At 68.6% G+C, this 13,513-nt stretch carries 13 protein-coding genes; 5 read left to right on the top strand and 8 right to left on the bottom strand.

Annotated features, from left to right (window positions below; genetic code table 11):
• Positions 1-131: 131 nt before the first annotated feature.
• Both ACLBW1_RS17010 and glgB read left to right on the top strand, forming a co-directional pair.
• Positions 132-2,150 carry a maltotransferase domain-containing protein gene (locus ACLBW1_RS17010; protein WP_447813018.1) on the top strand — a complete coding sequence of 673 codons (2,019 nt, stop codon included), beginning with the start codon at positions 132-134 and terminating at the stop codon, positions 2,148-2,150.
• A 62-nt stretch (positions 2,151-2,212) separates the two neighbouring features.
• On the top strand, positions 2,213-4,411 hold the full coding sequence (glgB, locus tag ACLBW1_RS17005) for a 1,4-alpha-glucan branching protein GlgB (protein ID WP_447813592.1): 2,199 nt from the start codon (positions 2,213-2,215) through the stop codon (positions 4,409-4,411).
• Here the strand turns inward: glgB and ACLBW1_RS17000 are convergent.
• From ACLBW1_RS17000 to ACLBW1_RS16980, 5 genes are read right to left on the bottom strand one after another with little or no spacing between them, the layout of a single operon-like run.
• Entirely contained in the window at positions 4,405-5,370 is a 966-nt protein-coding gene (locus ACLBW1_RS17000; RefSeq protein WP_447813017.1) for a tetratricopeptide repeat protein, read from the bottom strand. The two genes, glgB and ACLBW1_RS17000, sit on opposite strands and share 7 nt — an antisense overlap.
• Positions 5,367-6,623, bottom strand: a complete 1,257-nt coding sequence (locus ACLBW1_RS16995; protein WP_447813016.1) for an MFS transporter — start codon at positions 6,621-6,623, stop codon at positions 5,367-5,369. The genes ACLBW1_RS17000 and ACLBW1_RS16995 overlap by 4 nt, the downstream gene beginning before the upstream one ends.
• Positions 6,620-6,925: a thiamine-binding protein gene (locus tag ACLBW1_RS16990; protein WP_447813015.1), complete on the bottom strand. Its 306-nt coding sequence runs from the start codon at positions 6,923-6,925 to the stop codon at positions 6,620-6,622. The genes ACLBW1_RS16995 and ACLBW1_RS16990 overlap by 4 nt, the downstream gene beginning before the upstream one ends.
• A gap of 48 nt (positions 6,926-6,973) precedes the next feature.
• Entirely contained in the window at positions 6,974-7,333 is a 360-nt protein-coding gene (locus tag ACLBW1_RS16985) for a DUF3817 domain-containing protein (protein ID WP_447813014.1), read from the bottom strand.
• Positions 7,334-7,379: 46 nt separating this feature from the next.
• Entirely contained in the window at positions 7,380-8,567 is a 1,188-nt protein-coding gene (locus tag ACLBW1_RS16980) for an acetyl-CoA C-acetyltransferase (protein ID WP_447813013.1), read from the bottom strand.
• 101 nt (positions 8,568-8,668) lie between these two features.
• On the opposite strand from ACLBW1_RS16980, the gene mce reads away from it, so the two are divergent.
• Together mce and ACLBW1_RS16970 are read left to right on the top strand one after the other, a co-directional pair.
• Positions 8,669-9,148 carry a methylmalonyl-CoA epimerase gene (gene mce, locus ACLBW1_RS16975; RefSeq protein ID WP_447813012.1) on the top strand — a complete coding sequence of 160 codons (480 nt, stop codon included), beginning with the start codon at positions 8,669-8,671 and terminating at the stop codon, positions 9,146-9,148.
• A 141-nt stretch (positions 9,149-9,289) separates the two neighbouring features.
• Entirely contained in the window at positions 9,290-10,372 is a 1,083-nt protein-coding gene (locus tag ACLBW1_RS16970) for a hypothetical protein (protein WP_447813011.1), read from the top strand.
• 27 nt (positions 10,373-10,399) lie between these two features.
• Here ACLBW1_RS16970 and ACLBW1_RS16965 read toward each other — a convergent pair whose 3' ends face one another.
• Both ACLBW1_RS16965 and nucS read right to left on the bottom strand, forming a co-directional pair.
• A complete protein-coding gene (locus ACLBW1_RS16965; RefSeq protein ID WP_447813010.1) occupies positions 10,400-10,687 on the bottom strand; it encodes a hypothetical protein in 288 nt (95 codons plus the stop codon).
• Positions 10,688-10,689: 2 nt separating this feature from the next.
• Positions 10,690-11,373, bottom strand: coding sequence for an endonuclease NucS (nucS, locus tag ACLBW1_RS16960; RefSeq protein WP_447813009.1), 684 nt, complete (start codon positions 11,371-11,373; stop codon positions 10,690-10,692).
• Positions 11,374-11,458: 85 nt separating this feature from the next.
• On the opposite strand from nucS, the gene ACLBW1_RS16955 reads away from it, so the two are divergent.
• Positions 11,459-12,034, top strand: coding sequence for an NUDIX domain-containing protein (locus ACLBW1_RS16955; protein ID WP_447813008.1), 576 nt, complete (start codon positions 11,459-11,461; stop codon positions 12,032-12,034).
• On the opposite strand, the gene glsA is transcribed toward ACLBW1_RS16955, so the two are convergent.
• Entirely contained in the window at positions 12,035-13,453 is a 1,419-nt protein-coding gene (gene glsA / locus ACLBW1_RS16950) for a glutaminase A (protein ID WP_447813007.1), read from the bottom strand.
• Positions 13,454-13,513: the final 60 nt, after the last annotated feature.

Here is a 13,513-nt window from a genome sequence, read left to right as displayed (position 1 = left end):
GTCCGGTGGGGAGTCCTGGCGCCAAACGCCCGTCGATCCCCTACGGTTGGAGTCGACCCACGCGAGAGCGAGCGTGAGCGCGCCCGACACCTGTCGTGGCGCGACGACAGAGCACGAAGGGTGGCCAACGGGTGATCGGGCGCATCGGCATCGACGACATCGCGCCGGTGATCGACGCCGGTCAGTTTCCCGCCAAAGCGGTTGTGGGAGAGTTCTTCCCGGTCAGTGCGACCGTCTGGCGCGAGGGGCACGACGCTGTCGCGGCGACACTGCACGCCGAGGGCCCACGCCGCGGGATGGTGATCGAACGGCGCATGTCGGCCGCACACGAACCCGACACCTACAACGCGGCGTTCACCCCCACCGAGGTCGGCTACTGGAGCTTCCGGATCGACGCGTGGAGCGATCCGTACACCACCTGGAACTCTGCGGTCACCAAGAAGCTCGAGGCCGGTCAGGGCCCCGACGAGCTCGCCAACGACCTCGAGATCGGCGCACGCCTGCTCGAACGCGCCCTCGCCCAGGTCGGCTCCGACCACCGCACCCTCATCGCCGACGCCGTCGCCGCGCTGCGCTCGGACCACGAGCTCGCCGTGCGTGTCCGTCCCGCCCTGTCGCCCGAGGTGGTGGCCGTGCTCGAGGAGTACCCGGTACGCGACCTCGTGACCAAGAGCCGGTCGTTCCGGGTGTGGGTGGACAGGACCCGCGCGCTGTTCGGTGCCTGGTACGAGCTGTTCCCGCGCTCGACCGGCGGATGGGACAACGAGGGTCGTCCGGTGCACGGGACCTTCCTCACCGCCGCCGAGGATCTGCCGAGGATCGCCGACATGGGATTCGACGTGGTCTACCTCCCGCCGATCCATCCCATCGGCCTGATGAACCGCAAGGGCCCGAACAACACGCTGACCCCCGGCCCCGACGACGTCGGGTCGCCGTGGGCGATCGGCTCGGCGCAGGGCGGCCACGACGCGATCCATCCCGCGCTCGGCAGCGTCGACGATTTCCGGTACTTCCTCGCGCGCAGCTCCGAACTCGGGATGGAGGTCGCGATCGACCTCGCGCTGCAGTGCGCGCCCGATCACCCGTGGGCCGCCGAGCACCCCGAGTGGTTCTACGTGCAGCCCGACGGCACCATCGCCTTCGCCGAGAACCCGCCGAAGAAGTATCAGGACATCTATCCCCTCAACTTCGACGACGACCGCGCCGGGATCTACCGCGCCGTCCTCGCCGTCGTCGTCTACTGGGTGTCGGTGGGGGTCAAGATCTTCCGGGTCGACAACCCGCACACCAAGCCGCCGGACTTCTGGGAGTGGCTGATCTCCGAGGTCAAGAAGCGTGATCCGGACGTGCTGTTCCTGTCCGAGGCGTTCACCCGTCCGGCGCGGCTCTACGGGCTGGCGAAACTCGGTTTCACGCAGTCGTACACCTACTTCACCTGGCGGACGGCGAAGTGGGAGCTCACCGAGTTCGGCACCGAGATCGCCGCGCACGCCGACGAGGCCCGACCGAACCTGTTCGTCAACACCCCGGACATCCTGCACGAGAGCCTGCAGCACGGCGGGCCGGGCATGTTCGCGTTGCGGGCCGCGCTCGCGGCGACGCTGGCGCCCACGTGGGGGGTCTACAGCGGGTACGAACTGTTCGAGGGGCAGGCCGTGCGGCCGGGCAGCGAGGAGTACCTCGACTCCGAGAAGTACGAGTTGCGTCCACGCGATTTCAAGGCGGCGTCGTCGCGGGGTGATTCGCTCGAGCCCTGGATCACCTCGCTCAACGACATCCGTCGGCGCCACCCGGCTCTCCAGCAGCTGCGGAACATCACGTTCCACCACGTCGAGAACGATGCGCTGATCGCCTATTCGAAGGTCGACCCGTCCACCGGCGACCGCGTCGTGGTGGTCGTCAACCTCAATCCGTTCGGTGCCGAGGAGTCGACGGTGTGGCTCGACATGCCGGCGCTCGGACACGACTGGAACGACCGCTTCTCCGGCGTCGACGAGGTCAGCGGTGAGCACTTCCACTGGGGGCAGGCTAATTACGTCCGACTCGAGCCGTGGCGTGCGGTCGCCCACATCGTCGCCCTGCCGCCGTTGCCCGTCGATGTCGCGGCGCGCCTGGCGTTTCGTCTCCCCCCGAAGGACGTGACCTCGTGAGCACTGTGGAGCCCCCCACCCCCACCGGACCGGCCGGTGCCGCGAACCCGGTGGACCCGGCCATGTCCGCGCACGACCTGCACCTGCTGCGCAACGGCATCCACCACGACCCGCATTCGGTGCTCGGCGCCCACCCCGCCCCCGGACACACCATCCTGCGCACGCTGCGTCCCGACGCCTCAGCGGTGGTCGCGATCATCGGCGGCGAGGAGTTCCCCCTCCGCCGCCAGTCCGAGGGTCTGTTCGTCGCCGCGGTGCCCTTCGCCGATCTCATCGACTACCGCTACCGCGTCACCTACCCCGACGCCGCGGGCGGCACCGCCGATCACGTCGTCGCCGACGGGTACCGGTTCCTGCCCAGCCTCGGCGAACTCGATCTCCACCTGTTCGCCGAGGGCCGCCACGAAAGGCTGTGGGACATCCTCGGAGCGATCGGTCGCAGCTACGACACCCCCGACGGCACCGTCACCGGCACGGCGTTCTCGGTGTGGGCACCCAACGCCCGCGGGATCACCGTCATCGGGTCGTTCGACGGCTGGGCCGGTCGATCGACGCCGATGCGGTCGCTGGGGTCGAGTGGTGTCTGGGAGGTCTTCGTCCCCGACATCGGCCCCGGGACCCGCTACAAGTTCCGTATCGTCGGCAACGACGGGGTGACCCGCGAGAAGGCCGACCCGATGGCGCGGCGCACCGAGGTGCCACCGTCGACCGCGTCGGTCGTCGCCGGAAGCGATCACCGCTGGACCGACGACGCGTGGACCGCGCGGCGTGCGACGTCGACCCCGACCGACGAGCCGATGAGCGTCTACGAGGTGCACCTCGGTTCGTGGCGGACCGGTCTCGGCTACCTCGAACTGGCCACGGAACTGGGCGAATTCGTCTCGCGTATGGGCTACACACACGTCGAGTTGCTCCCGGTCGCCGAACATCCGTTTGGCGGTTCGTGGGGCTATCAGGTCACGTCGTACTACGCGCCGACGTCACGTTTCGGCAGCCCCGACGACTTCCGGGAGTTCGTCGATCATCTGCACTCGCTGGGCATCGGCGTGCTCGTCGACTGGGTGCCCGCCCACTTCCCGAAGGATGACTGGGCCCTGGCCCGGTTCGACGGACTCCCCCTCTACGAGCACAGCGACCCCAAGCGCGGCGAGCAACTCGACTGGGGCACATACGTGTTCGACTTCGGGCGCAACGAGGTCCGCAACTTCCTCGTCGCGAACGCGCTGTACTGGTTCGAGGAGTTCCACATCGACGGCCTCCGTGTCGACGCCGTCGCCTCGATGCTCTACCTCGACTACTCGCGACCCGACGGCGGGTGGAGCCCGAACATCTACGGTGGTCGCGAGAACCTCGAGGCCGTGCAGTTCCTGCAGGAGATGAACGCGACCGTCCACAAGCATCATCCGGGGGTGGTCACCATCGCCGAGGAATCGACGTCGTGGCCCGGCGTCACCCGTGCGACCAACCTCGGCGGACTCGGGTTCACCATGAAATGGAACATGGGCTGGATGCACGACACGCTCGGATACCTCGGGCGCGATCAGATCCACCGCAGTCACCACCACCACGAGATCACGTTCTCGTTGATGTATGCGTGGAGCGAGAACTTCGTGCTGCCCATCAGCCACGACGAGGTGGTGCACGGCAAGGGCACGTTGTGGACCCGTATGCCGGGCGATTCCCACGCCAAGGCCGCCGGCGTGCGAGTGGCGTTGGCGTACATGTGGGCTCACCCCGGCAAGCAACTGCTGTTCATGGGCCAGGATTTCGGACAGGTGGCCGAGTGGTCGGAGGAGCGCGGCCTCGACTGGGACCAGCGCACCGGGTGGGAGGGCGAACTGCACTCCGGGATCGAGGCGTTGGTCGCCGACCTGAACGGTGTCTACCGCCGGACACCGGCCCTGTACACGCAGGACACCACACCCAACGGTTACTCGTGGATCGACGCCAACGACACCGCGAACAACATCATCAGCTTCCTACGCTTCGGATCCGACGGCAGTGTGCTGGCGTGCGTGTTCAACTTCTCCGGGGTCACCCAGACCGACTACCGCGTCGGATTGCCCACGGCGGGACGCTGGACCGAGGTGCTCAACACCGATTCCCCGCACTACAGCGGGACCGGCGAGGGCAACATGGGGTCGATCGTCGCCGACGGTGACCCGTGGCACGGCCGTCCCACCTCGGCACGGATGACGTTGCCCGCCAACGGCGCCATCTGGATCCAGCCCGCCGACCTTCCCGCCGACCGACCTCAGTAGAGGGCGCTGGCGAGCTTGCGACGCGCGGAGACCACGAACGGTTCCGACGGGTCGAAGAGCTCGAACAGGGAGAGCAGTCGTGTGCGGACCGCCGACCGGTCGTCACCGGAGGTGGCGCGCACCAGCGCGATGAGTCGGTCGAATGCGTCGTCGGGTCGCTGGTTGAGCAGGAGGACATCGGCTGCGGCGAACTGACCCTCGATGTCGTCGGCGGCGGCGGTGTCCACCACTGCGGGATCGGCAGCCTGCGCGCGGATGACGAACTCGATGTTGCGGGCGGCCGATGCGGCCTCGACATTGCCCGGTTCGGCCTGTGCCAGAGCCTGATACGCGGCGAGGGCGCCCTCGAAGTCCCCCTCGTCGAGCTTCGCCTCGGCCTCGGCCATCCGCGGATCGACCGGATCGGGCACCTCGGCACCCTCTGCGGCGGGCAGGCCGGTCAGCCGGTCGCCGACCTTGGTCAGGATCTCGTCGACCCACGCGGTGATCTGCGCGGCGGGCTGGACGCCCTGGAACGCGGCCACCGGCTGCCCCTGGGCGATCGCGACGACGGTGGGTACCGACTGCACCCCGAAGGCCTGGGCGATACGGGGGTTCGCGTCGATGTCGATCGTCGCGAGGATCCACTGCCCGCCCGCCTCCTCGGCGAGACGCTCGAGCAGCGGCGAGAGCTGCTTGCACGGCTCGCACCACGTGGCCCACAGGTCGACCAGCACCAGCACCTGGTCGGACCGCGCGATCACCTCGGCCTCGAACGTGGCCTCGGTGACCTCGACGACTGCGGGTACCGCCGCTGCGGCGTCTCCATTCGTCCGCGCGCCGACGGGCGGGCGCGGGGTCGTCGGTGTGTTCCGGGCGGCGTCGGCGCGTTCCTTGAGGACCGACAGGTCGACGGCTCCGGTCATGGCGGCGGCGCGAGCGACGGCCGCGGCCTGTTGGCGTGGTTGGGGTCGTGTCACACCTCCATTTTGGCATGACCCGCCGATGGTGCTCCATCCCGTCGCGTGGACCCGTCCGACGACGCCGACGCCGGTCGGCGGACCACCGAGGCGGCGACACACGCGAACAGCATGGCCGCCGCCGCGAGCCACAGCGCCGACCCCAGAGTCGTCTCGTGACCGATGAACCCGATGAGTGCCGGGCCGGCGAGCATGCCCAGGTAACCGCTTCCCACGACGGTCGAGATGACCCGACCGCTGGGCCGGTCGGTGACATTGCCCGCGGCGGTGAACAACTGCGGGACACCGCCCGCCACGCCGATACCGAAGACGGCCCACCCGAAGATGGCGACCGCGGGTGCCGGCGCGCAGATCACGACGGCCATGCCGACCGCGGCGGTGGCCGCACCGGCGCGCACCACCGCGACCGGACCGAACCGGGCCGTGATCGAGTCCGCAGCGAAGCGGCCGATCAGCATCGTCGCACTGAACGCGCCGAAGGCCACCGCGCCGGCGGCGTCGGTGGTGCCGAAGCGCTCCACGAGGTGCAGCGCGCTCCAGTCGTAGGCCGTGCCCTCGGCCAGCATCAGGGCGAACGCGACGACCGCCATCAGCCCGATACGCATCCGGAGGCCCGGAGGGAAACGCTTGTTCGCGGTGCTGTCGTCGTCGAGGTCGTCGTCGGCACGCGCCGACCCGACCACGAGGGACGGCCGCGCGGCGACGATCGCGGCGACGGACACGACGGCGACGGTGCTCACGGTCAGGATCACCGGCACGTCGGCGAACAGGGCGGCCGCGGCGACACCCGAGCCGATCACGCCGCCGAGGGAGAAGTAGGCGTGGAACGACGACATGATCGGTCGTCGGTAGGACTGCTCGACGACGACGGCCTGGGAGTTCATCGCGACGTCGATGGATCCGTTGGCGAGCCCGAACAGGCCCAGCGCCAGGGCGAGTTGCCACGCCGAGTGCGACAGGACCGGACCGAGGGTGGCGACGGCGAGCGAGACGGCGGCGATGACGATGAGTCCGCGCGAACCCCATCGGTCGACGATCGGACCACACAGCTGCATCCCGAGGAAGGCGGCCCCGCCCAGGACGAGGAGCAGTCCGCCGAGGGTGGTGTGGTCGACACCGGTCCGGTCGGAGATGACCGGGATGTGCGACACCCACATCGAGGCGAGCAGCCCGTTGATGCCGAACACCGCGGACACCGCGATGCGACGCCGGCGCAGGGTCCGCGCGAGGGTGTCGCCCGGAGTGGCCGTCATCGCAGGTGGCTCTCGATCCGTTCGACCTTCGCAGCCAGCTGTCCGTCGAAACCCGGTCGGATGTCGGCCTTGAGGACCAGCGAGACGCGCGGAGCCAACGCCGCGACGGCGTCGGTGGCATCACGCACGACCGCCATCACTTCGTCCCAGTCACCCTCGAGGTAGGTGAACATCGCTGTGGTCTGGTGCGTCACCCCGGATGCGCGGACCACGCGCACCGCGGCGGCCACTGCCGCACTCATACCGCCGTCGGCGTCCACCGAGTCGGCACCGGACGGGGAGACGCTGAAGGCGACGATCATGACCCCACGGTCACACGGGCCAGACCGCCACCGCAACCGCGTGCGTGCTCAGGCGACCTTCGCGGTGGTCGCGTCGGTCCCGGACAGCTCCGCGAGGTGGCCGTTCCGTACGGCCCACCGCTCGAACACGATGGTGCCGAACGGCGGGATGCTCGAGACCAGCGCGAGCACGGTCACCTTCGCCGACCACTTGAGCGACATCGCCGTCAGCAACGACACGATCACGAACACCACGAAGACGATCCCGTGGACCATGCCGGGAACCGCGACCGCCTCGGTGTGTCCGAGGACCCACTTGAAGAACATCGCGATGAGCAGGGCCAGCCACGTGATGGCCTCGAACACGGCCACGAATCGGAAGCGCTTGGCGGTGGTCCGCAGGTCGAAGAAGGATTCCATGGCCCCCATTGTGCCCGATCCGGTCAGGGCCTTACTACTACGTGTAGTAGGGCTCTCAGTCGCGCTTGGGCACTGTGATGATCAGCGCGTCGCCCTGACCACCCGCCCCGCACAGCGCCGCGGCACCGGTACCACCGCCACGACGCGCCAGCTCCAGGGCGAGATGCAGGGCGATCCGGGCTCCGGAGATGCCGATGGGATGCCCGATGGCGATCGCGCCGCCGTTGACGTTGACGATCTCGGGGTCGACCCCGAGCTGGTCGGTCGAGGCGAGTCCGACGGCGGAGAACGCCTCGTTGATCTCGATGAGGTCGAGGTCGGTCGGGTCGATACCGGCACGCGCACAGGCTTTCGCGATGGCGTTGGCCGGCTGCGCCTGCAGGGTCGAGTCCGGTCCGGCCACCACGCCATGGGGTCCGATCTCGGCCAGCCACTCCAGTCCCAGTTCGGTGGCCTTCTCCTTGCTCATCACGATCACTGCGGCCGCACCGTCGGAGATCTGCGAGGCGTTGCCCGCGGTGATGGTGCCGTCTTTGCGGAACGCCGGCTTGAGTCGACCCAACGAGTCCGCGGTGGTGTCGGCGCGGATGCCCTCGTCCTCGGTGAACTCGATCGGGTCGCCCTTGCGCTGTGGGATGGACACCGGCACCACCTCGTCGGCGAACAACCCGTTCTTCCATGCCGTCGCGGCACGCTGGTGTGACCGCACGGCGAACTCGTCCTGCTGCTCCCTCGTGTAGGTGACCCGGTCGTTCTCCTGCTCGGTCAACGCGCCCATCGGCTGATCGGTGAACGGATCGAAGAGGCCGTCGAATGCCATGTGGTCGACGAGTTCGGTGTTGCCGTACTTGAACCCGCCGCGGCTGCCCGGGAGGAGATGCGGCGCCTGGGTCATCGACTCCTGGCCGCCGGCGACGATGCAGTCGAACTCGCCCGCCCGGATGAGCTGGTCGGCGAGCGCGATGGCGTCGATGCCGGACAGACACATCTTGTTGATGGTCAAGGCGGCGACATCCCACCCGATACCCGCCTTCACCGCGGCCTGGCGGGCCGGCATCTGGCCGGCGCCGGCCGTCAGGACCTGGCCCATGATCACGTACTCGACCGCCGACGCCGGGACCTTCGCCTTCTCGAGGGCACCGCGGATGGCGATGGCCCCCAGATCGACGGCGCTGAAGTCCTTGAGCGAGCCCATCAGGCGTCCGACGGGTGTGCGCGCTCCGGCGACGATGACCGATGTCATGGCGACCTCTCGAGAAGATGCGTCGGCCCGGGCGGGCCGGCGGGTGGCGGGGAGATGTGGTGCGTGTGGTGTCACCGACACACCAACGCTACCGTTGACCGATGGTCTCACCAGCACCGAACCCCGCGTCGCGCCCCGCCGCCCTGATCGGCGATCTCGTGACCGCCGTCGACCATGTCGGTATCGCGGTGCCCGATCTCGAGGCCGCAAAGACCTGGTACGCCGAGCACCTCGGCTTCGCGTGTCTGCACGAGGAGACGAACACCGAACAGGGTGTCGTGGAGGCGATGGTCGGGCCGACCGATGCGCCGGCGACCGGCGGCACCCAGATCCAGCTCCTGTCCCCGATCGACGAGTCGTCGACGATCGCGAAGTTCATCGACCGCAACGGTCCGGGACTGCAGCAACTCGCGGTGCGGGTCACCGACCTCGACGAGGTGGTCCGACGACTCACCGACGCCGGTCTGCGTGTGCTCTACCCGCAACCGCGGCGGGGCACGGCCGGCTCGCGCATCAACTTCGTCCATCCCAAGGACGCCGGCGGAGTGCTGCTCGAACTGGTCGAACCGGCCGCGCACTGACCCGCGGCCGACGCGGCGTCCGGGATCCGTCACCGCGGCCGACGGACCTCGTGGGACGGTCTCCAGCAGCCTGCGCCCGACGGTCGGAGTTCGGGCGCACTGGGCGTCTGACCGCGTGCCGCTCCGCGTAAACTCCTCCGCATGTCCGATCAGTCCCACACCTCGTCGTCCGCACTGCCGTTCGCCATCGCGATGCGCGGGTACGACCGCGAACAGGTCGGCGAGTTCTTCGCCCGCACCGACGCCGAGATGCGCGTCATCGCCGCCGATCGCGATGCCGCAGCCGCCAACGCGCGTGAACTCGCCGAGCATCTCGACGACGCGCGCGACGAGGTCGAACAGCTCCGCCGGGAGGTCGACTCGCTGTCGGTCCCGGTCACCACCGCCCAGGGCATGAGCGACCGGATCTCGCGGATGCTGCAGCTCGCGGCCGACGAGGCGTCGGAGATGCGCGCCAACGCCCAGTCGGAGTCCGCGGAGCTGCTGTCGGTGGCCCGGCAGGAGGCGACGCAACTGCGCGAGGACGCCTCCGAGGAGGCCGCCTCACAGCTCGCCTCGGCCCAGGCCGAGGCACAGCGTCTGCGCGGCGAGGCGTCCCGCCTCGAGGCGCAGGCCCGTGCGGCGAGCGAGGAGAACGCCACATTCATCGCCGAGCGCACCGCGGCGATGGAGAGCGAACACAAGCGGACCATGAAGGCCGCTCGTCTGGAGGCCGAGCGGATCGTGGCCAACGCCCGAGCCGAAGCCGAGGAGATCGACGTACAGGCCCGCCGCGAACGCGAACGCGTGCAGGAGGACTTCGACGTCACGATGGCGGCCCGCCGGGACAAAGCGGTGCAGGCCATCAAGGAACTCGAGATCAGCTCTGAGGCCACTGCACGCGAACTCATCGACAACGCGACCGCGGAATCGGAACGTCTGCTCGCACAGTCGCGGTCGGTGGCGACCGAACGCGTCACCCGGTCGGGCGAACTGGTGGAGAGTGCGCGACAGCTCCGGTCACGCATGCTGGCCCAACTCACCGAGGTCCGCACTCATCTCGATGATCTGCCGCGACTGCTGGCCGAACTCGAGGACGAGAAGGATGTCGTCGACACCGACAGCACCGATCTCCTCAACCGCGGCCTGTCCGACGACGCGAAGGTCGTGCGATCGACCGGTGGCCGCGGCGACGACGCGACCACCGCAGGGGCTTCGGCCGATCTCACCGAATCGACTCGCTGACGCCCGATCGCAGGGTCGAGGCGCGGGCTACCGGTACCCGGTGCGCGTGACGCGACCGTTCCAGCAACCGGTGTGCCAGTGGCGTCGGTCCTCGCCGTCGGGGTCGTCGACCGGCCACGCCACCAGATGCGCGGTTCCCGGCGCAATCGTCTGATGGCACCCCGGGCACAGATAGGGCTTGGTGGCTCGAGACCCCGGGATGGGACGGACGTGGTGATCGATGTCGAGACCGGCCGGGCCGCGTTCCACGCGATGTAACGCACCTGTCGGCGGCAACGGCGGGCCACCCCGATCGCGTCTGTTGTGTCTGGGCACGGTCAGAAGAGACGAAACTCGGTGCTCTCGGTTCCCCGGAGCGCGTCGTAGTCGAGCACGAGGCAGCGGATACCGCGGTCCTCGGCGAGCGTGCGTGCCTGTGGCTTGATCAGCTGAGCGGCGTAGACCCCCGCGACGGGTGCCAGGGTCGTGTCGCGGTTGAGCAGTTCCAGGTATCGGGTGAGTTGCTCGACGCCGTCGATCTCGCCACGACGTTTGATCTCCACGGCGACCGTGCGTCCGGCGGCGTCGCGGCACAGCAGATCCACCGGGCCGATCGCGGTCATGTACTCGCGACGGATCAGGGTGTAGCCCGGGCCCAGGGTCCCGACGTGTTCGGCCAGCAGTTCCTGCAGATGCGCTTCCACGCCGTCCTTGATGAGCCCCGGATCGACGCCGAGCTCATGGACGGAGTCGTGGTGGATCTGCCCGAGCAGTATCCGTAGCTCCTCGCCGGCCTTGTTCGTCACCACCCACAGCGCCGAGGCATCGCTCTCGGGTGGGGCGGGATGTTCGACGAGCCAACACGGAGGACTCATCCAGTTGAGCGGCTTGTAGGCGCGGTCGTCGGCGTGCACGCTGACCGACCCGTCGTTCTTGATCAGCAGCAACCGACGCGCCATGGGCAGATGGGCCGTCAACCGTCCCACGTAGTCCACTTGGCACTCAGCGATCACCAGACGCACCACCTCACCTTAGGGGTCGTGCCCGTGCGGTCACCGCACCGGATCACCGCTTGTGGGCGGCGTGCACGCCGGTGATGCTGTTCGGATGCCGACGAATCGCGGATCCACCGACGCCACCGGCGTCGACATCGCCACCGTGGCCTCGCGCGAGGTCTACGCCAACGCGTGGATGTCGGTACGGGAAGACGCGATCCGCCGACGTGACGGCACCGCGGGGATCTTCGGCGTCGTCGATCGCCCACTCGGTGCGGTGGTGATCGCCCGACGCAGTGTCGACGGCGTCGAGCAGTTCTACCTCGTCGAACAGTTCCGGTACCCGGTGTCGGCACGTCGCTGGGAGTTCCCCGCCGGGACCACGCCTGACGCAGACGACGCGCTCACCGTGGCGCGCCGCGAGCTGCTCGAGGAGACGGGCCTGCGCAGCGACGATCTCCGGATCCTGGCCGTCATCGATGTCGCGCCGGGCTTCACCTCGCAGCGTTCGGCGGTGGTCCTCGCCGGCGATCCCCGACCGGGTACTGCACGCCGGGAACACGAGGAACAGGATCTGCTCGGCCGATGGTGGACGCGTGACGAGGTCGTCGAGGGGATTCGCGCCGGCATCGTCGTCGACGCCCAGACCCTGGCGGCCTGGGCGTGCCTGTCGGTGTACGACGCCTGATCAGCGCGATCTGTCCGACCGGTCGGCAGCCCGCTTGAGGAGGATGTCCTCGGCACGCTCGGTCGCCTCGGCCATCGACGAGACCGGTGCATCGGTACTCGCGTTCGGCCGGACGGTCTTTGGTCCCGGTGCGGCGACCACGCCGTCAGGATCGACGATCACCCATTCGGTGTCGTCGGCCAGCAGCGTCGCACGCAGGCCGACGATGAACCGACGGGACACGTCGTCGATCACACCGACCCGGGTGAGGTCGATCACGATCACGTCGGAATCCGCGCGCAGTGTCTCCACCCGGCGGACGACGCTCTCGGCGCCGGAGAAGGTCAGGTCGCCCTGCAGCTCGAGCACCCGGACACGATGGCGATGTGCCCGGAGGTAGGCGCGTTCGACCTCGGAACGGCCGGCACCGAGGTCGAGTTCATGCCCGTCGTAGGTCGATCGGATCGTCACGCGGCTCTCGCGCGCCACGTTGAACATGTGGAGGCCGAGATCGTCGGACAGGTGCCGACACGCCTTCACGCCCCGAACACTGTTGCCGTGCTCGTCGAGACGCGGCGAGTACACGCCGATACCCAGCTGACCGGGCAGGACCGCGAGGATCCCGCCGCCCACCCCGCTCTTGGCCGGCAGTCCCACGGTCGTCACCCAGTCGCCCGCCCCGTCGTACATCCCGCAGGTGGTCATCACGCTCAACACGCGTCGTGTGGTGGCGGTGTCGAGCATGCGACGACCTGTTCGAGGGTTCACCCCGCCGTTGGCAAGGGTGGAACCGATCGCGGCGAGGTCATCGGAGGTCACCGTGACCGAACACTGACGGACATAGAGATCGACCGCTGCCTCGGGATCGGAAGGGAACACCCCGAAACTCTGCAGCATGTAGGCGATCGCTCGATTCCGGGAACCGGTGGCCATCTCCGACCGGTAGACCTCGACGTCCATGGCAAGGTGTCGCCCGGCACAGCCCGAATAGAAGTCGAGGATCACCGCGAACGCATCGTCCACCCGTGGGCCGAGGTCGACCGACGGCCTGTCGTCTCGCGGTTGCAGGAGCAGTGCGGCCGCTGTGATCGCTCCCGCGTTGATCATGGGGTTGCGGGGGCGACGAGTCCGGTGATCGACACTGATCTCGTTGAACGCCTCCCCAGAGGGCTCGACCCCGATCTGCGCGTCGACGTCGTCGAATCCTCGTTCACGAAGCGCCAACGCGTAGGTGAGCGCTTTCGATATCGATTGGATGGTGAACTCCACGGTGCTGTCGCCGACGGAGTAGACGTGACCGTCGTGGACCACCACCGACACCCCGAAGCGGTCCGGGTCGACCGCGGCGAGCTGTGGGATGTAATCAGCCACGTTGCCGGCGTCCAGAGGAGTGCACGCAGACTGGATTCGGTGCAGATAAGTGTCGACAACTGACGCCATGGGGTCATCAAAGCAGAAATGACCGAGGCCCCGAAGACGATGTCTTCGGGGCCTCGATAC

This window comes from Williamsia sp. M5A3_1d, assembly GCF_053345315.1.
The sequence above is the reverse complement of the archived record's forward strand: the minus strand, read 5'-3'. Positions and strand labels throughout refer to the sequence as shown.